The sequence below is a fragment of the Hymenobacter canadensis genome (assembly GCF_027359925.1).
Lineage (GTDB): Bacteria > Bacteroidota > Bacteroidia > Cytophagales > Hymenobacteraceae > Hymenobacter > Hymenobacter canadensis.
Genome location: NZ_CP114767.1, coordinates 1269181 through 1292778, shown reverse-complemented (window position 1 = coordinate 1292778; position 23598 = coordinate 1269181). Strand labels below are relative to the sequence as shown.

The window sequence follows — 23598 nt, the reverse complement described above, 5'->3', positions numbered from 1 at the left end:
AATTAAGAATTATGAATTAGTAATTAAGAATTGACCGGACGGCCAAGGCTTAACTGTAATTCGGGAAGAGTGACTGGGGGAAGCTGCGGAAGGGCTGGCAGGCGACAATAGGGTGCCGGGGCCACCACTTCCGGGGGCCGGGGAACCTGAGGCGGTTCGCCCAACGGGACAATATGCGTGTATCATTCCTCTAAAAAGAGGAATGGTAGCCGTGCAGATGATGATGCGCCGCGCGCAGCCCAACCAGGGCGCCGCACGTAGCAGACGCGGCCCCGGGGCTGATGGTGCAGAAGAAAAGCGCGGCAGATGCAGGCATAGAAGCAGAGTTGCGGGGCAAAAGTACACGGGAATCGGTCAGAACGAAATTAAATCCGGCAAAAATTCTCCAGAACCCGGACCTTTGCCCTCCCGTTTGCCTTTAACCGATTGTTGGCATCATTGTTTCTGCTGCTCATACATCAGCCTGATTACCGGCCCGCTTCCCTCCTGCCATCTGTTGCTATCCTATGCTTCGTCCATTCGTTCAGCTTGTATTTCCCGGTATTTGCAGCCTGCTGCTTAGCCTGGCAACCATTTCCGGGGCTCTGGCCCAAACCGGCCCCGCCCCGGCTATGCCGCCGGCTTCGCTGCTGCCGCTGCCGCAGGCCAGCCCCCATGTGCTGCTCTCGCACACCGTCGGCCTGTCGGAAGTGAACCTCGACTACCACGCCCCCAGCGTCCGTAACCGCGTTATCTGGGAAGGCCTGGTCCCTTACGGCCAGATCTGGCGGGCGGGGGCCAACGAAAACACGGTCATCACCTTTGCCGATACCGTGCGCGTCAACGGCAAAACCCTGCCAGCCGGCAAGTACTCGTTCTACATCTTCCCCCGCTCCGACCAGGACTGGGACATGGTGTTCAACCGCGTGACCACGCACTGGGGAGCCGAGGGCTACGACCAGAAGGACGATGTACTGCGTGTGCCGGTGGTACCCGAAGTATCGGCCTACCATGAAACGCTGCTCTACTGGTTTTCCGACGTGAAGCCCGGCTCGGCTCACCTCAACCTGAGTTGGGAGAAGAAAACCGTCAGCCTCTACATTGACACCAACGTGCAGGCCAAGGTGGTGGCCGGCATCGAAAAAGCCGTGGCCCAGCGCCCCGGCGACTGGCAGCTGCTGGCCCAGGCCGCCGACTATCTGGTGCAGAACAACCTGCACGCCGAGCGGGCATTGTATTTCATCAACGAGTCCATCCGGCTGCGCGACGTGTACACCAACAACTGGATAAAAGCGCGCCTGCTGGCTTCCAAGCTCGATTACGACACGGCCATCGTCTACGGCCGCAAGGCCATCAAAATGGGCAACAAAGACGATATGGCTTTCAAAACCCAGCTTCCCACCATGCGCACCGCCCTCATTGAGTGGCAGGGCAAGGCGTATTAGGGATGTGGTTAATAGGGATGAGGTGAAAAGAAAGCAGGCTCTCGGCCTGCTTTCTTCGTTTATTGGCGGCCTAGACAGCCTGTAGTTACAGGCTATCTTTCAACTTCATTACCACCTCACCATTCACCTCCTCACCTAGCTGCTCATGGGCCCTTTTCTGCAGGTATGCCAGACTATCTGCCCGCTCTCTGACGGCCTGCAGCAGGCGTTGGAGCAGTTGGTACGGCGCGACGAGCTGCCGCGGCGACACCAGCTGCTCCAACCCGGCCAGGTGGCGGGGCGGCTGTATTTTGTGGAGCGCGGCGTAGTGCGCGGCTATTCGCTGCACGAAGGCAAGGACGTGTCGGCGTGGTTTATGCGCGACGGCGACTTTGTGGTGTCCATCCTGAGCTTCTTTTCGCGGCAGCCGTCGCACGAGTACGTGGAGCTGCTCACCGACTGCGTGCTGTGGTCGTTATCGTGGGAGCAGCTGCAGCAGCTGTACCGGCAGTTTCCGGAGTTCAACTTTGTGGGCCGTGTGCTCACGGAGCGCTACTATGTGCTCAGCGAACAGCGGGCCCTGCACCTGCGCATGCTACCCGCCGCTGAACGCTACCAGCTGCTGCTGCGCGACTTCCCGGCCATCTTCCAGCACGTGCCGCTCAAGCACATTGCCTCCCACCTCGGCCTCACCCCCGAAACCCTCAGCCGCCTGCGCGCCCGGCCATGACGGTTAGTTGTCCGTTGTCAGTCTGATTCAACCTAAAAGCCGGACTATCTACCGAAAACTATCAACGGAGAACTAACAACGGACAACTGCCAACTAACAACTTGATATAGATCAAGAGAAAGCGCCGTTAAGTCGGACACCTTTGAGCATGGTTTCACCAAGCTCTTTGTCCTATGCTTCCCGCCTGTAATTCCTTGCTGCTTGACTGTGGCCCGCAGCTGCCCACCCTGCCGCCCATGCTCGGGTACATTCTGCTGGCGTTTGCTGGCTGCTTCGTACTCGAACGGCTGATTCCGGGCTGGCCGCTGCCCCGGATTTCCTCGTGGCCGCTACGCGTGCTGGCCATCAATGGGGCTCAGTTGGGCGTGGTGCTGCTGGCCGGTATCAGCTGGGAGAAGTGGCTGTCCGAGTACTCCGTGTTTCACCTCTCGCACCATGTGGGGCCGGTGGCCGGCGGCGTGCTGGCGTATGTGGTGGCCACGTTCGTGTTCTACTGGTGGCACCGCTGGCGGCATACCGTCGATTTTATGTGGCTGCACTTTCACCAGATTCATCACAGCCCCCGGCGCATTGAGGTGATTACCTCCTTTTACAAGCACCCGCTGGAGATGACGGTTAACTCCATTCTGGGTGGGTTACTTGTGTTCACGCTGCTGGGTTTGAGCCCGGCTGCCGGGGCCGTATACACGCTCTGCACGGCGCTAGGCGAGTTTTTCTACCACACCAACGTGCGCACGCCGCAGTGGATTGGCTACGTGTTTCAGCGCCCCGAAATGCACCGCATCCACCACGAATACCAGAAGCACAGCCACAACTACGGCGACCTGCCGCTCTGGGACTGGCTGTTCGGCACCTACCACAACCCGCGCGAGTTCCAAGCCACCTGCGGCTTCGATGCGGCCAAAGAGGAGCGCCTGCTGCCCATGCTGCTCTTCCGCGACGTGCACGAGGAACCCACCGAAACACCCGCCACAGATCCGGCATAAGCCCCAAATAAGCCACCACGGGCCGCCCTGCACATGCAGAGCGGCCCATGGTGGCTTATCCTATTCCAGGAAATACGCCTGCCGATACCTCAGAAACGGGCAATGACGCGCAGGTTCACGAGGCGCTGCGAGAGGTAGTTGGGCACGGCGTAGGTGCGGCCGTTTAGGTCCTGGATGTAGCTGTAGCCGGCCACGTTGTTGCGGGCCAGCACGTTGAGCACTTCCAAACCCAGCCAGAGGCTTTCCAGACGACCCAGGCGCCGGTCGGGCTCGGTATTAAGGGTCAGCACCTTCGAAAAGCCCAGGTCCACGCGCCAGTAGGCGCGGCTGAGCTTGGTGGTGCCGCGCTCCTGCTCGTTGTTGGGCGGGCTGAACGGCAGCCCCGTGCCAAACACCGAATTCACGTAGCCCCGCACCGACGGATTGTTGGGCAAATGGTCCTGGAAGAAGATGCCGAAGTTGAGGCGCTGGTCCTGCGGGCGGCGGATGTAGCCTTTGGCTTCCCGCCCCATAAGGCTGTCGGCCCCGACACTGTTGGGCTCAAACAGGTTCAGCGAGTCGCCCTGCAGGTTTTCGCGGGTGGTGAGCACGCCCAGCGTAAACCACGATTCGGCCCCGTTCACGAACTCGCCACCCACCCGGAAGTCGGCGCCGGCGGCGTAGGCCGTGGCCAGGTTTTTGGCGAAGTAGCGCAGCCGCACGTTATCGACGTCGTAGGGCACTACGTCGGTCATGTACTTGAAGTAGGCCTCGCCCGTGAACCGGAACGGCCGGCCGTACTGCTGAAACCGGATTTCGTTGCCCACGATGAAGTGCATGGAGCGCTGGGCCCGCAGCTCGGGGTTCAGGCGCGCTTCCACCACCAAGGGGCCGCCCGACGTAGGGCGGCTGCCCTGCTGGTCGCGCAGCTCGCGGTAGAACGGCGGCTGGTAGTACATCCCGGCCGCCACCTTATAGGAGTGGTTGGGCCGGCTGCGCGGAATAAACGAGTACTGCACCCGCGGGCTCACCACCAACTGCTGGTTGATGGACCACCAGTGCGCCCGCACGCCATACGTGAGCGTACGCAGCGAATCCAGTTCGATGGTGTGCTGGGCGTAGCCCTGGGTGCGGGTGCTTTGCAGGTCGAGGTCGGCTACCAGGCGCGTGCGGCGCGCATCGGGCACGAAGTCGGCTGAGTCGGCGAAGCTGTACTCGTTGAGCACGTCCTCGATTCGCTCCCGGCCGGTTTTCACCCCGAAGCGCACAGTATTGCGGCTGCCGGGCGTCCAGCGGGCGCGGGCTTCGGCCGTAGCCACGGAGGCCTGCAGCGTATTGCGCGAGTGGTCGAAGCGCTTGCCGACGGCCCGCTGGCGCACGGCCTGCCCGAAGTCGCGCGAGGTCGGGTCGCGGTTGATGTCGGCCAGGCTGTAGCTGGCTTCCACGTCGCGGTATTCCAGCTCGCGCGAGTACACCAGCCCGCCCAGCACCTCGCCCTGCAGGCGCGGCGAGAAGTTGTGCTTCAGACTCAGGCCGCCCTGGGCCATGTCGTACTGCATCCGCTCCCGGCCCTGGTACACGATAAACAGGCGCGTGGCCTGGTTGGTGGCGGTACTGAACGTGCTCTGGCCGGTTTCGGGCGTGAAGCGGTAATCGTTGTGGGCGAAGGTGGCCAGCACGCCCAGCGAGGTGCGGTCTTCGTTGCCCTTCGGCCCCAGGTTGGCGTTGAGGTAGGCCTGGCCGTCGTAGAACGTGGGGTTGTAGCCGCCCTGCGCCTGGTTGAGCGAGCTGAGCACATAGGTGGCGTTCTTGTAGCGGATGCCGGCCAGGTAGCTCAGGCGCTTGCCCGGCGAGGTAGCCTCCACGTGCATGGCCCCGCCCACCAGGCTGCCAGTAGCGGAAGCCGCGAATTTGGTGGGCTGCTTGTAGTCGATGTTCAGCACCGAAGACAGCTTATCGCCGTAGCGGGGCTGCCAGCCGCCGGTCGAGAATTCCACCTTGTTCACCAAGTCCGGATTCACGAAGCTCAACCCTTCCTGCTGGGCCGTAGTCACCAGAAACGGCCGGTAAATCTCAATCCCGTTGACGTAGACCAGGTTTTCGTCGTAGTTGCCACCCCGCACCGAGTAGGTACTCGTCAGCTCGTTGGTGGACTGCACGCCGGGCAGGGTTTTGAGGATGGCGTTGAAGTCACCGAACGGCGACGGCAGCACCTTGGCCGTACGCGGGTCGAGCTTGATCATGCTCACCTGCTCGCGGGTGTCGGCCTCGTCGGTGCGGGCGCGCACGGTCACGTTGCCCAGCGTACGGGAATCAGTCTGCAGCGTCAGGCTCAGCTCGGGACGGTCCTCACTCAGCACCACGGGCAGGCGCTGGGCGCGGTAGCGCAGGCTGCGCGCCACCAGCACCGCCGGCCGGCCAGTACGCGGCACACTCAGCGTAAAGCGCCCCTTCGAGTCGGTGACGGTGCCGCCGGGCTGGCCTTCCACGCCCACGCCCACCTGCTCCAGCGGCTGACCGGCAGCGTCGCGCACGGTACCGCTGAGCGTGATGCGCTCCGTGGTCTGGGCCCATACGGCCGAGGCCGGCAGCAGCATCAGCGGCGCCGGGCTCAGCAGCAACAACGCCACGCGCAAAACCCGCGGCAGACCGGGCAAGCCAGAGGAACGGTGCGGCATACTAGCGGTTGGCTTCTTCGGCATTAACCGTAGCCGCCAGCTGGGCCCGCAGCTCGGCCAGCGTGGCCACCGGATCGGGTGCGTTGAACACAAACGAGCCGGCCACCAGCACGTCGGCGCCGGCTTCCACCAGGGCCGAAGCGTTTTCGCTGGTTACGCCGCCGTCAATCTCAATCAGCGCCGACGAGCCGCAGTCCACCAGCAGCTCTTTCAGGGCCGCTACTTTGCGCAGCGTGTTCGGGATGAAGGCCTGCCCGCCAAAGCCGGGATTCACCGACATGATGCACACCAGGTCGAGGTCCGCGGCCACGTCTTCGAGCACGCGCACGGGCGTGTGCGGGTTCAGGGCCACGCCGGCCTTGCAGCCCAACTGCTTGATCTGCTGGATAACGCGGTGCAGGTGGGTGCACGCCTCGTAGTGGACCGTGAGGTTGTGGGCCCCGGCGTCGCGGAAGGCGCTCAGGTAGTGCTGCGGATCCTCAATCATGAGGTGCACGTCGAGGGGCTGTTTGGCGTGGCGGTGGATGGCCTGCAGCACCGGTATCCCGAAGGAGATATTGGGCACGAAGCGGCCGTCCATCACGTCGCAGTGCAGCCAGTCGGCGGCGCTGCCGGCGAGGCGCTCGGTTTCGGCCTGGAGGTTGCCGAAGTCGGCAGCAAGCAAAGAAGGAGCCAGCAACGGCATCGGACGGCGGTTTTGAGTCATACCGCGAAGGTAGAAAAAGAGTAACTGAGTAGCGAGTAACTGAGCAGATGAGTAACTGAGTAGTGCAAGAAACAACTGCAACGGTGCTCAAGGTCGGAAACGGTCATCTGAGCCTAACTGGTATGCCGCAGCCGGCCGGTTGGGCACAAAAAAAGGCGCCGGACGTTGCCACCGGCGCCTCTCCTGTTCTCGGAGCACTAAACTACTCAGTTACTCCGCTACTTAGTTACTCTTGTCGTAGGCGCGCCAATCGAGCTTACCTTCTTCGTTTTTGCGCAGAAAATACGTCTGGTCGTCTTCCTGGCGCTTGCCAAACGTCACGTCAGCGCGGCAGTCCAGGCAGCGGAGCGAGGTGTATTTGAACTTGTCCTGGGCCACGCGGGCCGTCAGGTCGAGGTTGTCGGAGCCGCAGATGCCGCACTTGGCTACATCCGGAAAGCTGAGCCGCTCATACTCGGTTACAACTTCGTGCAGATTGGCTCCCTGCACGGTGAAGTGGAACTGGCGACGCCCCAGACGCTTCGAAATCATCATTTGCAACATAGTATTGCGGTTTTTGAAAGGTTATTACCTGAAAAAAAGAAAGGAATCCGGTTCGTCCGAATTCCCTTCCAAGGTACTAAAAATATTCGCTTCTGCTACTAACCAGATTTGCTATTTACTGCTTCACGAAGCGCGCCGTGCGCCGGGTAGTGTCGCCGGCCGTCACGTCGCAGGTGTACATGCCTTTCGCCAGCGGGCCGGGCTGCAGCCGCAACACAGCCGCCGTAGTGGCCGGCAGTTTCTGCTCGGCCACCAGCGCGCCCCGCGCATCATAGAAGCGCACGTGCAGCGCCTTACCCCGCAACGCCTCACTGACTTCCAGGCTCAGTTCCTCGTTTTTCATCGGGTTCGGATACACGAACAGCTGGCCTACCACGGCCTGAGGCCGGCCGGCCGAGAGCGGCGCGCCAGGATTGGCCAGCGCATAGGCCGCCACGGCATTCGGGATGCCGTAGCCCAGCAGGTTGTCGGGGCTGGTGGCCTGGGAAGCCGAGCGCTGTAGCACACTGATTACTTCCTGAGCGGTGAGCCGGGGATTAGCCTGCCAGAAACAGGCCGCCATGCCCGCCAGCACCGGACACGAAAACGACGTGCCGTCGCTGCGCACGGCCTGGCCGGCGATATTTACCACGGCCGCCCGCACGCCCTGGGCCGCCAGATTGGGCTTGATCCGGCCGTCGGCGCTGGGGCCTTTGGAGCTGAAAGCAGCGTAGTTCCGCAGCGAGTCGACAGCACCCACGGCAATGACGGAGTCGGCATCGGACGGGGCGAGCAGGCTGGGGCCCGGGTTGCGGCCACTGTTGCCGGCCGAGTTTACCACCAGCATACCCACGCGGGCGGCCACCGTAGCGGCCCGCGAGGAAATAGCCGTCCGGCCATTCAGATCGGCGTACGAGTAGTTGGCGTAGGCTATTTCAAAATCATAATACCCCAGCGACGAGCTGATAATGTCCACCCCGGCCGAGTCGGCCCGCTCGGCGGCCAGCAGCCAGTTCACTTCCTCAATTGGATTTTCGGCGGAGGTCTGCTCGGTCAGATAAAGCCGGTACGTGGCCTTGGGGGCCGTCCCGATGAACACCCCAGTCTGGTTGGCTGCCATGGTGGACAGGGTGTTCGTGCCGTGGCTGGCAATCCGGTAGACGTCGCTGGTACGCTCGACAAAATTGTAGGTGTCGGCTACCCGGCCTTCGTTGCGGAGGGAAGCAAACGGCGCGCTTTGGTTGACGCCCGGAAAACCGTCGTCGAACACGGCAATCTGCATGCCCTCGCCCCGGAAGCCGGCATTGTGCATAGCCACGGCCCCAATCGTCAGGGCCTGCTTGTAGGCGGTGCCGTACACGGGGTTTGCCTGGGTGCGCTCCAGGGCCGGGTCAAGGGCTTCCTCGAAGCTGCGGGGCCGCACCGGGGCCGAGCCGGCGGCTGCCGTACGGTTGAGGGTAGTGGCGCTGCGCACAAACGGCAGGGCCTGCAGGTTGCGCAGCGTGGCCGAGTCGCAGGAAACCACGGCGGCATTGAACCAGCGCGAGGTATACCATACAGTGGCACCCGGCACGGCCTTCAGCTGCGTGACATAGGCCGGCGTCACGGGCAGGTCGCGGGGCTGCACGGCAATGTTCTGACGGGTACGCCGCTGCACGGCCCGCGCCGACAGGAAGGCCTGCGGCTGGCTCACGGTGAAGGGCGTACCGGTTTTGTCGCGGAAATACACCAGGTGCTTGCGCACGGTGTTGGCCTGCCCGGAGGCAGGCAGGGCCTGGGCCTGGGTGGCGGCAGGCATCGCGGCACCGGCGGCCGCCAAAAATAAACCCGCTAACAAAGCGGAATACGAATGTTGCATGGGAAACTCAGCTGGTAGACGTGCCGGAAGATACGAATTCAGTGTCGTACTTCATTCAGCATACGCCACCCACCTCCAACGCAAACGCCACAGCCGCCGCCCGCCTCGGAAGACGGTGCGGCGGCTGTGGCGTCAGGGAGTAACAGAACTGGTGAAGCGCCTTGCTACCGACCCGACTCAATCAGCACTTCCGTACGAACGGAGCCGGCGAAAGGCCGCGTGGGGTCGGGCACGCAGTTGCCGGGCGGGCAGTAAATGAAGCGGCGGCGGCTCCGGTACACGGGCCCTACCCCGGATGCATAGACCTGGCGGTTGCGGAAGTAGTAGAAGGCGTTGATGTACTCGCCGCCTTCTTCCGCGTCCGTTTCCCGCAGCCCGGTAGTCACGGTGTTCGGGTAGGTGGTAGCCTGGCCGGCGGCACTGGTAGTGGTAAAGGATGCGCCAACCTGCTTGTAGTGGAAGTCGGCTTTGTCTACTGGATTCTGCTCGTTGAAGGCATTGGTGTTCCAGTAGTAGCCGGTGCGGACTGGGTACACCAGCTCCACGGTGCGGCGGTTGTTGCGCGTCACCAGCACGTTGGTGGCCGAAGGGCTTACTACCAGCACGCTGTCGTCGCGCCAGGCGTCAGTGGGCGTGTTGCGGCGGGCGCGCGCCACGCGGTAGGCCGTGCGGCCGCTGGCGTCGGTGAACTTCTCCTCCACCCGCTCCCGAAACTGAAACCGGGGCTGCGGCTGGCGCACGTAGTTGGTCCAGAGCGTGTCCGAAACCTCATAGATCCGAAACTGCCCGACTTCCAGCTGGTAGTAGCTGGTGTCGGTAGGCTCCACGGTTTCGGTTTCGTTCTGGCAGCCGGCCACGGCCAGCGTCAGCAGAGCCGGCAGCAGCCAGCGGCGGGCCCGCAGCCCGGAAATAACAGTTGAACCCACGGTCATAGATGTAAATACGTGCGGCCTAGTACGCGGCCGCGGCTTCCGAAGATACAGGAGTTTCGCCGATGGTGTGGCGCTCGATCCAGCCGCCGCCAATCACGTCGTCGCCGTCGTAAAACACGGCGGCCTGGCCGGGCGTCACGGCGTGCACGGGCTCCTCGAAGTAGACGTGGATTTTGTCGCCGATCTGCTCCAGGAACGCGGCCGCGCCGCCGTTGTGGTTGTAGCGCACTTTGGTGCGGCTCGGCACCAGCCCGCGACCTTCCAGCGAGGCAAATTTGCCCATGTTCAGTTTGCCCACCGTGGTGCGCGAGCTGGCCAGATCATCAAAGTTGCCCAGCACCACCTCGTTGGTATCGGGCCGGATTTCGGTTACGTAGGCCGGGTAGCCGAGCGCTATGCCCAGGCCCTTGCGCTGCCCGATGGTGTAGAACGGGTAGCCTTCGTGGGTGCCAAGCACGGTACCGTCGCGCAGCACGAACTTGCCGCCCGCCACGCGCTCCTCCAGGCCCGGCACGCGGCGACGCAGGAAGCCCCGGTAGTCGTTGTCGGGGATGAAGCAGATTTCGTAGCTCTCGGGCTTGTTTACCAGCTCGGTGAAGCCGCGACGACGTGCCTCGTCGTAGATTTCGGTTTTGCGCATCTTGCCCAGCGGAAACAGCGTGCGGGCCAGGCTCTCCTGACTGACGCCCCACAGCGCGTAGCTCTGGTCTTTGTTTTCGTCGAGGCCTTTGCTGATGACGTAGCGGCCGTCTTCGTGGCGCACCTGGGCGTAGTGGCCGGTGGCAATGAACTCGCAGCCGAGCTGGTCGGCGCGGCGCAGCAGCGCGTCCCACTTGATGTGGGTGTTGCAGAGCACGCAGGGGTTGGGCGTACGGCCGGCCAAGTATTCCTCAGTGAAATTGGAAATCACGAAGTTACCGAACTCATCCCGAATATCGATGATGTAGTGCGGAAAGCCGAGGTCCACAGCAATCTGGCGGGCATCGTTGATGCTGTCGAGCGAGCAGCAGCCGGTTTCCTTTTTGGAGCCGCCGGCCGAGGCGTAGTCCCAGGTTTTCATGGTCATCCCGACCACTTCGTAGCCTTGCTCGTGCAGGAGCACGGCCGCTACCGAGGAATCAATGCCGCCGCTCATGGCGACGAGGACGCGGCCGCGCGGGGCGGACGGCGTCGAGGGGGCAAATTGCGTCATAGAAAGTGGCGCCCGCGGGGTCAAGGCCCGCGGCCGCAGTGGCAAAGATAACAGCCGCGGCGGGCTCGTGGTTTCTTCCCTACCGAAACCGCGCCGAAGAAACGCGCCGGGCCGGCCGGAATCTGTACTTTCGCGCTCTGTTTGTTGTGCTCCTGCCCCTGCCGGGGGTGTGCGGCGCGCCTAAATTCTGTTTTGCTATGGCTTTGCTCACGTCCGTGCTGGTGCGCGGTATCAACAACCTCTCCGATGCCCGCTACTGCGCCGGCATGGGCGCCGACCGCCTCTCCTTCCTGCTTGACCCCGCCTTACCCGGCTACCTCACGCCCGAGGCCGTGCAGGAAATCAGCGGCTGGGTGGCCGGCATCGAGCTGGTCGGCGAGTTTGATACGATGCCAGCTACCGGCATCAATGCCATAGCCGCCCAGTGCGGGCTGAGAGACGTGCTGCTGCACCGGCGCCGCACGCCCGCCGACCTGGCGCAGCTGGCGCTGCCGGCTCAGAAGCTCGTCACCTGGATTCCGGACATGCTGCCCGAGGACGTGGACACCCGCTTCCGCGACCAGCATCCCTACCTCACTGGCTTTGTGCTGGCCATACCGCCGGCAGAGCCCCTTTCCGCCATTCAACTCACCCGGCTCACCCAGCAGGCCCGCATGTTTCCGCTGTGGCTGGGGGCCGGCTTTGCGGCCAGCACCGGCGGCTCCGTCCGGAAACTAGTGGAAACGGTGCGCCCGGCCGGCATCGTGCTGGAAGGCGGCGACGAAATCAAGCCCGGCCTGCGCGACTTCACCGAGTTGGAAGCCGTGTTCGAGGAGCTGGAAGCGTAGGCCTACCTGTTCCGGGCCGCGAGTCAGCCATCAGGCCATCACGGTTATCAGACCAAGCAGCGGGTCGGCCAACGCCCAGTCGCCCTCCACTTGCATGTGCTGTACCGCCAGCTCGCGCGGCAGGCTTTTCGTGAATAGTCGCCACGCCACGTTCCCGTCCAGTATGATTTGGGTAGCTACCGGCCCGGTATACCCGGTGCCCAGCTCCCAACTGGTTTCGGCCCGCCGCAGATACCAGCTGCCGCCACCCGCGCCCGTAATGGCCAGCGCCACCACCGCGCCCGCCGGGGCCGGCACTTTGCGGTAGTGGTGCGGCAACGCCCGCAGGCAGGTACTCAGAAACGGCTGATACAGCTCGGGCGCGAAAATTACCGCCTCCTGCCCTACCGCCTGCCGGATCTGCTGCTGATGGTGCCACTTTTCGGTGTACTCGCGGGCTACGTGAAACCAGTTGAGGGACGTTTCTTCGCCGGCCCAGGCCACTGGAAAGGCGGCCACCTCAAAAGGCGGCAACGAGCTGATGTAGGCACTGTAGGCCGGCCCGCTCAGCTCCAGCAGCCACGTGAGGATGGCTGGGCTGAGACGCTGGCCGGCAGCTACCCACTCGTTGTTGAGGCCGTTGAGGTACTCCACCACATCGGCGTAGGCCGGGCTGGCGGGCCCTGCGCCCCCAAAATGCCCGTCGCGCAACATGGACAAGGTCCGCAGGTTGCCGTCGAGCAGGTGCAGGGCCACGTCGCGCACCCGCCACAGCGGGGCCAGCGTGGGTTGCTCCCAGTCGGCCGGGGCCAGAGCCCGCAGCAGCGCAATCAGGTGCGCGTCCACTACCGGGAACAGGTGCGCAGTATCCAGAACGGGCAGTGGTTGCATACTTTCTACTGGGACGGGGAGCGTTCTACGCGGCCGGCTTAGCTGTTTATGGTAGCCTAACTCAGCTGAAACTGCACGTATTTGATGGGCACGCCCTGGGCGCGGTACTTGCTCTCGAAGTTGGTGACGATGTCCTCGGCGTGCGGGAGCAGCTCGGGCGTGGCGTAGAGGTCTTTGGTCTGGGCCAGGATCTGCACGCCGGGCCGCTCGGCCAGCATTTCCAGGGTATAGTCGAACAAGGCTTCGTTGTCGGTTTTGAGGTGCACGAGACCGCCGGGCCGCAGAATCTGCTGGTACAGGTTGAGGAAGCGCGGCGAAGTAAGGCGGCGCTTGATGTCCCGGTCGCGGGGGCGCGGATCGGGAAAGGTTATCCAGATTTCGGCCAGTTCGGCGGGCGCGAAATGCTGCAGCAAATCGAGGGCCCGGGTGCGCACGAAGCCCACGTTGCGCAGGCCCTGCTCCTCGGCCCGCTTGCTACCGCGCCAGATTCTTTCGCCTTTGATGTCGAGGCCCAGAAAGCTGCGCTCCGGATAGCGGGCGGCCAAACCCACCGTGTATTCGCCCTTGCCGCAGCCTACTTCCAGGGTGATGGGGTGCGGAGTGCCGAAGAAGTCTTCGTGCCAGCGGCCGCGCAGCTGCTCGTAATTGGCTTTGCCGGGTTCTACAATGTCGGGCCGTTCGGCGTTTTCGGCGAAGCGTTGAAGTTTGATACGGGGCACTGTCTGTTGGTTGTTTAGTTGTCGGTTGTCAGCGGCTAGTTGTCGGTTGTCAGAAATACTCACTGACAACCGACAACTAGCCGCTGACAACTTAAAAGTCTACCTCGGCAACCACAAAGGTACTGCCCCCGATGAACACCACATCATCAGGGGCGGCGGCGGCCCGGGCGGCGTCCACGGCCGCCGGAACCGGGCCCCAGACGGTGCCCTGCAGTCCTACGGCAGCAGCGCGCTCAGCCAGCTCAGCAGCCGGCAGGGCCCGCGGAATAGTGGCCTGGCAAAAATAGTAGGTGGCGTGCAGCGGCAGCAAACTCAGCATCTTGCTCACGTCCTTGTCATTGACCACGCCCAGCACAAAGTGCAGCCGCTGCATCGGCAGGCGCGCCAGCTGCCCCACGATGAAGCGGATGCCGGCCTCGTTGTGGCCCGTGTCGCAGATAACAAGTGGCTGGCGGCCCAGGATAGTCCAGCGGCCCAGAAAACCGGTGAGGCGGCGCACCTCGCGCAGCCCTTCGCGCACGGCCGCCTCCGGAATCGTGAAACCCTGGCGGCGCAGCTCGTCTACCACGGCCAGCACGCCAGGCAGGTTCAGTCGCTGGTAGTCGCCCACCAACCCCAGCTCCAGCTCGGAGAGCAGCAGCTGGCCGTCGGGCCGGGTGATGGTGAGGAGCTGGGTGTCGTCGTCGGGGGCCGTGGGCGCGGCCAGCTCGGCGAGGTAGTGCTGGTCGGCGAAGAGCAGCGGCGCCTGTTCGGCCGCCGCCTTCTGCTCGAACACAGCCTGCACCTCGGGCTGGGTCTGGCTGATGATGGCCGGCACGCCGGGCTTGATGATGCCGGCCTTCTCGCCCGCAATCAGCGGCAGCGTGTTGCCGAGCAGGTTCTGGTGGTCGTAGCTGATGTTGGTGATAAGCGAGACGAGCGGCGTAATGATGTTGGTGGAATCCAGGCGGCCGCCCAGCCCCACTTCCACCACGGCCACGTCTACCTGCTCCTCGGCGAAGTAAGCGAAGGCCAGTGCCACGCACATCTCGAAAAACGAGGGCTGCAGCTCGGCAAACAGCGGCTGCCAGCGCGCCACCCACGCCACCAGATACTCCGGCGTCAGGTCCTGCCCGTTGATTTTGATGCGCTCCGTGAATTCCTTGAGGTGAGGCGAGGTGTAGAGGCCCACCTTGTAGCCGGCCGCCTGCAGCACCGCCGCCAGCAGGTTGGAGCTGCTGCCCTTGCCGTTGGTGCCCGCCACGTGCACGCACCGCAGCTGCCGCTCGGGGTTGCCCATGGCCGCGGCCAGCGCCTCGGTCCGTCCCAGCCCCGGCTTGTAGCCGGCCTCGCCCACCCGCTGAAACATGGGCAGCTGGCTATACAGGTAATCGAGGGTTTGCTGGTAGGTCATGGAGGCAGGAAAGCAGTAGCGCGAACTTTGTAGTTCGCGTCCCCGCGCCGTTCGGATGACTGCAACGGCGCGGGGCGCGAACTACAAAGTTCGCGCTACTGCCCGCAAAACAAAGCCGCCGGCCGGATTTCTCCAGCCGGCGGCCCGGTGTGGTTTTAATCGTTTGAAAGTCTAGCGGACTGTAAAGCGGAACGTGTAGAACCCGGTGCCGCCGCCGTTGGCAGAGTTGGTGCGGCGGAACTCAGCGTTTTCCAGCGCGTCGCGACAGGCCCGCTCCTGCGCCGCCGACACGTTGCCGGAGACTTTGGTTACGGCTTCCACTTCGCCGTCGGCACTCACTTTAATCTTGAAGCGCACGAAGCCCGAGTTGTTGTCGAGGGCTGCGGCCGTGGGGCGGTTCACGAAAGCCCAGCCGCTCATTTCGAGGCCGCCCGAGCCGGGGCTGCTGCCGCTGCCGCCGCTACCGGGCTGGCCGTAGAGGGCCTTGGCATCCAGCGAGCCATTTGGGTCACCCTGGTCACCAACGGAGCCGGGCCGGTCGCCGTTGTTGTTACCGGTGGGTGCGTTGCTGCTGCCGTTCACGCCGTTGCCGCCGCCATTGGCGCTGCCTTTGGGGGTGTAGAGGGTGCGCGGACGCTCCACAGGCCGGGGCGCTTCCTTCACCTCCTCACGCGGAGACGGCGACGGTTTCTCCACCGGCGGGGCCGTTACAGGGCTTTCCTCGGCCTCACTCGTGACGGTGCGGGCCTCGGCGGCCTGCTGCAGTACGGGCGGCGCCGTTTGGGGCTGCGGCGGCGTGGGCTGCGGGTCGGGGTTGGAGGCGGGCGGGCGGCTGTCCTCGCGGTTGCGCGAGTCGTTGGCGGTGGCCAGGCTCTGGATGTCGCCGGAGCCGGCTTCGTCCACGCCGTAGTTCAGCTCCACGCCGTCGCCACCCAGCGCGTCGAGGGGCGGATCAGGACCTTTGAACACGGTGAAGAAGAACACGGCAGCCAGGGCCGCGTGCAGCAGCACGGTGCCAACCAAGGCTTCCTTCCGATGTTCTTCGCGGTATTCCATTTTAGTTGTTAGTTGTCAGTTGTTGGTTGTCAGTTAGCAGTTGTTGTCTCAGGGCTGACAACTAACAACTGACAACCAACAACTCATTTCCCGGCGGCTTGCTGGGCCTGGGTGGCCATCACCATTTTAATCTTGAGGCGGTTGCCGATTTCCAGGATGTCTACGAGCTTCTGCACGTTCAGGGAGGCATCTACGCGCAGCACGGCGGTGGGACTGTCGAGACCCTGCACGCGGCGCTGCAGCTCGCTTTCGAGCTGCGCGGCGCTGGTGGGCTGTCGGTCGATGAAGTAACCGCCGGCCGCATCCACGGAAATCGTAATGGGCTGCTTCATCATCTGCTTGCTGCTTTTGGCATTGGGCAGCATCAGCTTGATGATGTTGGGGTTCACCATCGTCGACACAATCAGGAAGAACAGCATCAAAAAGAACATGATGTCGTTCATCGAGCTGGTTTCGACGTGCGAGGAAAGCTTACGGCGGCGGCTGAGGTTCATAGAGTAACTGAGTAGCGGAGTAACTGAGTAGATGTGCAGACAACTGGGCAGAAGGAAAACCTACTCAGTTACTCCGCTACTCAGTTGCTCACCTAGTTGTCCTGCAGGATGTCCATGAACTCGATGGCCGAATTTTCCATGCGGAACACCAGGCGCTCGACCATGATGCTGAGCCAGTGGTAGCCGATGTGGGCGATGATGCCCACGATCAGGCCGGTGGCCGACGTCACCATCTTGGTGTACAGACCGCCCGAAATCTGGGCAATGCCGAAGTCGCCTGTGGCGCTGATGGCGTAGAAAATCTTGATAACCCCGATGATGGTACCCACAAAGCCCAGCATCGGCGCAATGCCGGCAATGATGCCCAGGATGCTGATGTTCTTTTCGAGGCGCGCGATTTCCACCTTGCCCACGTTTTCCACGCTGGTTTCGATGTCTTTCAGCGGCAGGCCGATGCGGCGGATGCCTTTCTCGATCATGCGGGCCAGCGGCGTGGCCGTCTGGGCGCACAGCATTTTGGCTCCCTGCAGGTCGCCTTTCACCATCAGGTTGCGGATGCCGGGCATGAACGACTCCGGCACGGCCGCGGCTTTGCGGATGGTGATGTAGCGCTCAATGATGATGTAGAGCGACACAAACGAGAGCAGAAACAGCGGAATCATGATGCCCCCGCCCTTCACAATCAAATCCACCAGCGAGAGGTCGGCGGCGGCGGCGTTGGCAGCCGCGTTAGCGGCCGTGGCGGTGGAGTCGGCGGTGGCCGCGCCGGCGGCGGGCGCGCTGCCGACTTGCATCTGAAGCAGCAGGGAAAGCAATACGGTCATGCTAGTAATTGAGTACCCAGAGAGAGGAACCCATCCGCTTGCGCAGGATGGTGGCCTGCCGGTCGGCCGAGGTGCGGTCGGCGTAATCGGCAACGGAGAGCTTGAACTGCCGGCTGCCGGCCTGCGGCAGAATCACGCGGGCCGGGTGGCCCAACCGAATCAGGGCCTGACGGCCTTTTTCGGCATTAACGAGGCTGGTGTAGGAACCGGCCACCACGTAGTAACGATTGGTGCGGCTGTTAATTGTCGCGGTGCTGGCTACCGGGGTTGCATTACCGGCCCGGGCTTTTTCCCAGCCCGGCGCTTTCACGGCAGCTTTGGCCGATTTGGCGGCCGGCCCCTGCACGTCCTTGCTCACGGGCTTCACGGCTACGGCCTTGGCGGCAGCGACTGGTGCTACTTTCACAGCCGCCGCGGATACCGGCGCTTTCCGCACCACGGCCGCCACTGGAGCCGCAGCAGGCTTGGTGGCTACGGCGGGCGTAGCCACGGCTACTTCAGTGGCCGGGGTAGCGGCGGCCGGGGCTACGTAGTTATCGGAGGGCGTGAGGGCCGCCTGCTGGCGACTGATAGCCGGCGCTGCCACAGCAGGCTGCGGCGTGGCCGGCGTAGTGGCACTTACCTCCTGGAAAGCCGGCAGGCGCAAACTCTGGGGCAGGTAGCCCTGCTGATCGGCGAACATGTAGCTGGCTGAGAACATCAGCCCTACCACCACGGCGGTGAGGGCGTTGTAGACCAGCCGCGAGGCGCGGCGGCGCACAGTGGCCAGCTGCGGCACGGCCGGCTGCCGCTCGCGCGAGTTCAGCGCATCCGTAGCGCGCACCGGGCGCGACACCAGCTCCGGCAGACCAAAGCTGGCCGACAGCAGGTTATCGGTGCCGGTGTACTCAAACTCCAGGCCGCGGCCGGCGGAACGGCGGAACGTGCCGATACCGCTCAGCTCGGCGCGCTGGGTGGCGTCCAGCTCTTCCTGCATGCGGGCTACGGCCTCGCGCACCAGCTGGCGGGCCTGCGCCGTGCTCAGGTTCAGGCGCGCGCTCAGCGCATCCACCAGCAGCCCGTCGTTGCGGGTCAGGGACTGGTTGAAGGCTACGCGCTTGGCCGGCGGCGCCAGCGTGTGCCGCACCGGATGAATGCGGGCGGGGGCGTAGTCGGCAATCAGGCCGCCAAAATCGGGGATGATGACGCAGTCATGGTCCCGGAGCAGGGTGCGGATATGGTCGGAGAGCGGCATATATCAGGGAGTAGGTCTTAGGGCTTAGGGCTTGGGGTATAGGGCCTTGACCGTACTGATACGTACGACCTAAGCCCTATACCCCAAGCCCTAAGCCCTCGTCTTAGAAGTCGTAGGTGACACCGGCCAATACGTTGATTCCTTTCACTGGGTAGTTGAGGAACCGCTCATATTGCCGGTTAAGCAGGTTATTGCCTTGAGCAAAGATGCTTAGATTTTCCATAATGCGGTAATCGGCGCGCAGATTCAGGTCGATTACGGAGTCGGTGGGGCGCACGAATTCGCGGGGCTGCAGGGCATTGGCGCCGTAGCGGTAGCCCGAGCCGAAGCTGGAGCTGTAGGTATACAGCTCAGCGCCCAGCAGCAGCTTTTCATACACGTTGTGCGAGGCAAACAGCACCGACTGGAAGGCCGGCCGGTGGAAGGCCTCAGCCAGCGTCTTCACGTTGTAGCCGTTGTAGTCGGCTTTGAGGCCGATGCGGGTTTTCTCGGCCGCGTTGTAGATGATTTCGCCGTGGATGTTGAGCAGTTGGGTGGCTTTCTTGTCGTAGACCAGGTCGAACTTGGTGGAGTCGCGGCGGGAGTTGTTGTAGAAGTACAGGTTCCGGTCGTTGCTGAGCGTCACCTTGGCATTCACTTCCAATGCGCGGGCCGGGGCAGCCTGGAAGCCAAAGTACAGCGTGGGCCCGCGGTGGGTGTCGGCAACGCGCTGATTGGGCGCCAGCCAGGGGTTTTCGGTGGTCAGGTCGTACATGCTCACGCGCTGCAAACCACCGCCCAGGCCCGCAAACACCACCAGTTTGTCTTCCGTGACGGTATAGCCGACCCGCACAGCCGGATACACTTTGAACTGCGACACGTCGCGGATGGTGTCGCCGGTGTAGCCCAGGGTGGCGCCTACAGTCAGGGCCAGGCGGTTCAGGGTGAGGTTGTAGGCGGGCGTCACCTGCACGAAGGGACGGCGGTAGCTCAGCGAATCCTTGAAGGAGATGAACGACAGGTCGCCGTTGACGGTCACGCGGCTGGTTTCCGTGAGGGCGTAGCTGGAACGCAACTCGGCGTAGATGTTGTTTTCCTTGGCCTCAAACCGGTCGTTCCAGTGCCGGAAGCCCAGGGCCACGTCGTACTGGAAGGCGGCGTCGGTGGCGCGGTTGCGGGCGTACACCTTAGCATCGGCCCGGAAGAAGGTCTGCTTGAGGCTGTCGGCTTCGGGCAGCACCGGCCGGTCGCGGTTGTAGCCGTAGAAGTTGTACCGCTCCCGCCCCACGTCCACCTTGGCGCCCAGCGCGGTGCTGCCGCTGTAGGTTTCGCCGTGCACCCCCAGGCTGGTGCGGCTCTGGCCGGAGTTCTGCTTGTCAATCGGGCCGCGGCTCGACGACAGATGGTTCAGATCGAGCCCGTAGGAGGCCGCGTTGCTGCGGGTGTTGTGCAGATGGGCGCGCCCCAGGAAGGTGCCGTAGTTGCCGATGCCGGCCTTGAGGTAGTTGCCAGTTTGCGGGGTCAGCTCCTCCTGCCGGATGGTGAGCACCCGCACCGAGGGGTTGAGCAAGTCGGCGGGCAGCTTGTAGTCGGGGTAGGTGTACGGCACCTGAGCCGCGGTTTTGGCCGGCGGCGCGATGGTGATTTTCTCGAAGTTGCGGGTGGCTTCGGGCAGCTGATTGACCCGCTCTTTTACGATTTCAATTTCGGCCTCCTCGATCTTGCCGCGGGGGTTGGGGCGCGTAGTCTGGGCCTGGGCCACGGCGGGCGCGGCGGCCAGCAGGCCGGCCAGCGCCAGCATTTTCGACGGATGAAGCGTCATAGGTTCGGGAGTGGATTCAGTGCAGGCATCAGTTGAGATACGCTGCAGCAACCAATTAATAATCAGACAAATATTCCAGACAACGCAAACAACCTTGCGCCTATTCCTCCTCGCCTACCGGGCCATCGGTGCGGTTGCTGATGGTGTCGGTGGGCTGGGCAGTGCTGGGCAGAAGGGAGCTGCGGCCGGCGGTTTTGCTCTTGGGCGTAGCCGGGGCTTTGCTGGTGCCGGGCTTGGTGGTGGTGGGCTTGGTCGGGGCGGGTTTGGTGCCACCGGCCGGGCTGTCGGAAGGCAGCGCGGCGAGGCGTTTCTTCGCCCCGTCAATCACCTCAGCCACCGGAAATTTGTTGTCGATGATGGAGTTGAGCGTGGCGCGGGCCTGGAAGTTTTCACCCTGCGCGGCGTAGATGTCGGAGATGAGCAGGAAGCCCCGGCCCTGCCACAGCTCGTAGTTGGAGGTGTTGGTCTTGTAGGCGGCGTCGAGGGCTTCGGGGTACTTCTTCTGCTGAAACAGGGCATCAGCCACCAGGTACTGAGCCTCGGCGCCGTTCTCGTCGGCGGCGGCAGCCGTGGCAGCCGTGTTCAACTCCGTAATGGCCTGGTCGAAGTTGCCGGCTTTGAGGCTAGCCTTGCCCAGGTAGAGCAGCGCAGCGTTGGTGGCGGTGGGCGAGGCGGCCTGCGTCTGCAGTTCCTGGGCCACGCGACGCGTGTTTTCCAGGTCGCCGCTTTCGTAGTAGCTACGCATCAGGCCCAGCCCGGCGTTGGCAATTTCGCGCTTGTTCTGCGACGACGTGCGCAGCCGCGTGTAGTAGCTGATGGCCTCGGGGTAGTTCTTGTTCTCGAACTCCAGCTCGGCCACCCGGCCCACGGCGCGGTTCACAAACTCCGACTTGCCTTCCTGCACCACGGCTTTCAGCTTAGGCAGCGCCTCGGCCTTCTTACCTGTGCGCAGAAGCGCATCGGCCAGGAAATAGCGGCCGTCGGCGGCCAGCGCGTTGTCGGGGTACTGCTTCAGGTACGACTCCAGGCGCGGAATGGCCTGGGCGTACTTCTCGGCCAGGTACAGCGACTTGGCGGCCTCAAACTCCACGCTTTCGGTGGCTTTGCTGTCGGGATTCTGCTGCTTGAACTGGGCCAGGTACTGGTCGAACTCCTCGGTCTTGCCCTGCGCCGACAAACTTTCCTGCAGCGAGTAGATGGCGCTGCTGGCGGCCTTGGTGCGCGGATACTGGCTCAGCACCTGCTTGAAGTCGGCGGCGGCCTTGTCGTGCTGCTCCAGGTTGGCGTAGGCCACGCCGCGCTTGTGCAGCGCCTGCGGAATGAGGGCCGAGTTGGGGCGGTTAGTAATCAGGCGCGAAAAGCCATCCACGGCCTGCTGAAACGAGCCGGCCTCGAAATCCAGCTGGGCCTGCTGGTACACGGCGTCGTCGGCGTAGCGCGAGGTGGGCGAGGTGCGCAGCAGCGTGCCCAGCGTGCTGGCGGCTTCGTCGCGGCGGCCCAACAAACCCAGCACCACACTCTTCTGGTAGTAGGCGTAGTCCTTGTCGGCGGCGTTGGCCGCAATGACTTTGTTGTAGAGCTCCAGCGCCTGGGTGTAGTTTTTGGCTACATAATAGGTGTCAGCCAGGCGCAGGGTCACGTCGTAGTAGTTGGGGTCGGCGGGCTTGGCCACCGGGTCCTGCAGCCAGGCCTGGAACTGCGGCCGGGCGCGGTCATACTGCTGGGTGTTGTAGTAGGCGTAGCCGAGGCCGTAGCGGGCTTTCTGCTCGAATACCTTCTCGTCGGGCGTGACGCCGCCGGAGCGGGCGGTGCGGGCCGCGGCGGTGTAGGCCGTAATGGCGGGCTGGTATTGCTGGCCCACGCTGTAGATTTCGCCTTTCAGCACCTGGGCAGCGGCGCGCAGCGCGTCGTCCTGCGGGTATTTCAGGCTCTTATCGAGCAGCGGCAGAGCCTCGGTGTAGCGGGCGTTGTTGTAGAGCGTGGCGGCCTGCAGGTAGGATACGCGCTGGTAGGTGGCGTTGAGCTTGCTGCTCCGGTCGTCGAGGTTGTCGAGGTAGTTGAGGGCCTGGGCGTAGTCGGAGGAGTTCAGAAAACTCTCGCTCAGGATGTCGTCGGCGGCTTCGCGGTTTTTGGAGCGCGGGTACTTCTTGCCGAAGTCCTTGAGGGCCGCAATCACCTCCGGCGTGTTGCCCAGCTCATAGTTGATCTGCGCGTACTTGAGGGTGGCGTTTTCGGTGACGTTCTTGTCGAAGCTGGCTTTGCGGGCCGCGTCAAACGAGTTCAAAGCCAACTGCTTCTGGTTGGTTTGCAGATAACTCAGCCCCAGGTGATAGGCCGCATTCTGCCCCAGCGAGTCGCGGCGGGCAGCCACACCCTTGAACGAGCCGATGGCGCCTTTGAAGTCGCCCTGCTTGTAGTTGGCGTACCCGATTTTGTACTGCACCTCGGGCTCGATCTTCTTGCGGCCGGCGGCGTACTTGTCGAAGTACTCGGCGGCCTGCTTGAAGTCCTGCTTCTGATAATAGGCGTCGCCCACCAGCAGCTGAATCTCGTCACTGGACTGCGGCGGCGGCGTCTGGGCCAGGGCTTTGGTGCCGTAGTCGATGAGGCCGTCGAAGTTGCCTTCTTTGTAGTAGATCTGGCTCATCACGGCCGGCACCACGGGGCGGTAGGCGTCGTTCTGCTCAGCCACGGCCAGGTCCTGGCGGGCCCCGGCGTAGTCGCCAGCGCGGTAGGCCAGGTAGCCGGCGTAGTAGGAGCTGGCGTAGCGGTACTCGTGGGTACCCTGCTTGTTGCGGTCGAACTGCAGCTTGGCTTTGTCGAACTCCTTCTGCGCGAAGTAGCTGTAGCCCAGCTTGAACTCCGACTCGGCGCGCTGCTCGGTGCTCAGGTTGTCGGCGCCCACGCGCTGCAGGTAGTCGATGGCCTTGACGTAGTCCTTCTTGTCGAAGTAAAACTTGCCCAGCTCGAAAAACGCCACGGCGGCCTTAGGGTGAGCCGGGTTCTGGCGCGCGAAGGCCAGAATCCGGTCCTCGGCGTCGGGGTGGAACAGGTAGAGGCCGGCCACGGCGTAGTAGTACTCGGCGTCGATGGTGCGGCCCTCGGCCAGCTCACCGGTGCGGCGCTGGGTCAGCTCGGTATAGCGTTGGAACGCCTGCTGGGCGGCGCCATACTTGCCACGGTCGAACAGCTCCAGGCCTTCCTGGAAGTGGCGCTCGTCGGAGGCGAACACCTGCGTTTGCTGGGCTTGGGCGGCCAGCGGCGCCGCGGCGCTAAGGGAGGCGGCCAGCGCAATCCGGGGGAATAACTTCATTGCTCGGCGTTACGGGAAGCGGCCCCATCAGGGCCGGATATGGCCAAAAGTAGCGAAAAACGCGCTTGGGTTGCGGCAGAA

20 protein-coding genes are annotated in these 23598 nt (G+C 63.5%); 4 read left to right on the top strand and 16 right to left on the bottom strand.

What is annotated here, in order from left to right:
- Positions 1 to 190: 190 nt before the first annotated feature.
- A complete protein-coding gene (locus tag O3303_RS05660; RefSeq protein ID WP_269561097.1) occupies positions 191 to 316 on the bottom strand; it encodes a hypothetical protein in 126 nt (41 codons plus the stop codon).
- 190 nt (positions 317 to 506) lie between these two features.
- On the opposite strand from O3303_RS05660, the gene O3303_RS05655 reads away from it, so the two are divergent.
- The 3 genes from O3303_RS05655 (at position 507) to O3303_RS05645 (ending at position 3119) form a co-directional block, all read left to right on the top strand.
- Positions 507 to 1424 carry a DUF2911 domain-containing protein gene (locus O3303_RS05655; protein ID WP_269561096.1) on the top strand — a complete coding sequence of 306 codons (918 nt, stop codon included), beginning with the start codon at positions 507 to 509 and terminating at the stop codon, positions 1422 to 1424.
- Between the two features lie 145 nt (positions 1425 to 1569).
- Positions 1570 to 2133 (top strand): Crp/Fnr family transcriptional regulator, encoded by a 564-nt coding sequence (locus O3303_RS05650; RefSeq protein WP_269561095.1) that lies wholly within the window; start codon positions 1570 to 1572, stop codon positions 2131 to 2133.
- Positions 2134 to 2306: 173 nt separating this feature from the next.
- On the top strand, positions 2307 to 3119 hold the full coding sequence (locus O3303_RS05645; protein WP_269561094.1) for a sterol desaturase family protein: 813 nt from the start codon (positions 2307 to 2309) through the stop codon (positions 3117 to 3119).
- Positions 3120 to 3208: 89 nt separating this feature from the next.
- On the opposite strand, the gene O3303_RS05640 is transcribed toward O3303_RS05645, so the two are convergent.
- The 6 genes from O3303_RS05640 to mnmA all read right to left on the bottom strand — a co-directional run bounded on the left by O3303_RS05640 (position 3209) and on the right by mnmA (position 10986).
- Entirely contained in the window at positions 3209 to 5776 is a 2568-nt protein-coding gene (locus O3303_RS05640; protein ID WP_269561093.1) for a TonB-dependent receptor, read from the bottom strand.
- Between the two features lies 1 nt (position 5777).
- Positions 5778 to 6482, bottom strand: coding sequence for a ribulose-phosphate 3-epimerase (gene rpe / locus O3303_RS05635; RefSeq protein ID WP_269561092.1), 705 nt, complete (start codon positions 6480 to 6482; stop codon positions 5778 to 5780).
- A 222-nt stretch (positions 6483 to 6704) separates the two neighbouring features.
- Entirely contained in the window at positions 6705 to 7016 is a 312-nt protein-coding gene (locus O3303_RS05630; protein ID WP_269561091.1) for a hypothetical protein, read from the bottom strand.
- Between the two features lie 124 nt (positions 7017 to 7140).
- Entirely contained in the window at positions 7141 to 8802 is a 1662-nt protein-coding gene (locus tag O3303_RS05625; protein WP_269561089.1) for a S8 family serine peptidase, read from the bottom strand.
- Positions 8803 to 9026: 224 nt separating this feature from the next.
- Positions 9027 to 9788 carry a hypothetical protein gene (locus O3303_RS05620; RefSeq protein WP_269561088.1) on the bottom strand — a complete coding sequence of 254 codons (762 nt, stop codon included), beginning with the start codon at positions 9786 to 9788 and terminating at the stop codon, positions 9027 to 9029.
- Between the two features lie 25 nt (positions 9789 to 9813).
- The gene (gene mnmA / locus O3303_RS05615; protein WP_269561087.1) at positions 9814 to 10986 is read right to left on the bottom strand and encodes a tRNA 2-thiouridine(34) synthase MnmA; all 1173 of its coding nucleotides are present in this window, start codon (positions 10984 to 10986) and stop codon (positions 9814 to 9816) included.
- Positions 10987 to 11183: 197 nt separating this feature from the next.
- Here mnmA and O3303_RS05610 point away from each other — a divergent pair, with 197 nt between their 5' ends.
- Positions 11184 to 11813, top strand: coding sequence for a beta/alpha barrel domain-containing protein (locus tag O3303_RS05610; RefSeq protein ID WP_269561086.1), 630 nt, complete (start codon positions 11184 to 11186; stop codon positions 11811 to 11813).
- A 30-nt stretch (positions 11814 to 11843) separates the two neighbouring features.
- Here the strand turns inward: O3303_RS05610 and O3303_RS05605 are convergent, their stop codons facing one another.
- The 9 genes from O3303_RS05605 to O3303_RS05565 all read right to left on the bottom strand — a co-directional run bounded on the left by O3303_RS05605 (position 11844) and on the right by O3303_RS05565 (position 23517).
- Positions 11844 to 12683, bottom strand: a complete 840-nt coding sequence (locus O3303_RS05605; protein WP_269561085.1) for a maleylpyruvate isomerase N-terminal domain-containing protein — start codon at positions 12681 to 12683, stop codon at positions 11844 to 11846.
- A 56-nt stretch (positions 12684 to 12739) separates the two neighbouring features.
- Positions 12740 to 13402: a tRNA (guanosine(46)-N7)-methyltransferase TrmB gene (trmB, locus tag O3303_RS05600; protein WP_269561084.1), complete on the bottom strand. Its 663-nt coding sequence runs from the start codon at positions 13400 to 13402 to the stop codon at positions 12740 to 12742.
- Positions 13403 to 13493: 91 nt separating this feature from the next.
- Entirely contained in the window at positions 13494 to 14795 is a 1302-nt protein-coding gene (locus O3303_RS05595) for a bifunctional folylpolyglutamate synthase/dihydrofolate synthase (RefSeq protein WP_269561083.1), read from the bottom strand.
- A gap of 171 nt (positions 14796 to 14966) precedes the next feature.
- Complete coding sequence (locus O3303_RS05590) at positions 14967 to 15851, bottom strand: hypothetical protein (protein WP_269561082.1); 885 nt, start codon at positions 15849 to 15851, stop codon at positions 14967 to 14969.
- An 83-nt stretch (positions 15852 to 15934) separates the two neighbouring features.
- Positions 15935 to 16345 (bottom strand): ExbD/TolR family protein, encoded by a 411-nt coding sequence (locus O3303_RS05585; RefSeq protein ID WP_269561081.1) that lies wholly within the window; start codon positions 16343 to 16345, stop codon positions 15935 to 15937.
- Positions 16346 to 16437: 92 nt separating this feature from the next.
- A complete protein-coding gene (locus O3303_RS05580) occupies positions 16438 to 17169 on the bottom strand; it encodes a MotA/TolQ/ExbB proton channel family protein (protein WP_269561080.1) in 732 nt (243 codons plus the stop codon).
- 1 nt (position 17170) lies between these two features.
- Positions 17171 to 18403, bottom strand: a complete 1233-nt coding sequence (locus O3303_RS05575) for an HU domain-containing protein (RefSeq protein WP_269561079.1) — start codon at positions 18401 to 18403, stop codon at positions 17171 to 17173.
- Positions 18404 to 18506: 103 nt separating this feature from the next.
- Positions 18507 to 20204 carry a TonB-dependent receptor gene (locus O3303_RS05570; protein WP_269561078.1) on the bottom strand — a complete coding sequence of 566 codons (1698 nt, stop codon included), beginning with the start codon at positions 20202 to 20204 and terminating at the stop codon, positions 18507 to 18509.
- Positions 20205 to 20304: 100 nt separating this feature from the next.
- Positions 20305 to 23517, bottom strand: coding sequence for a tetratricopeptide repeat protein (locus tag O3303_RS05565; protein WP_269561077.1), 3213 nt, complete (start codon positions 23515 to 23517; stop codon positions 20305 to 20307).
- Positions 23518 to 23598 lie beyond the last annotated feature (81 nt).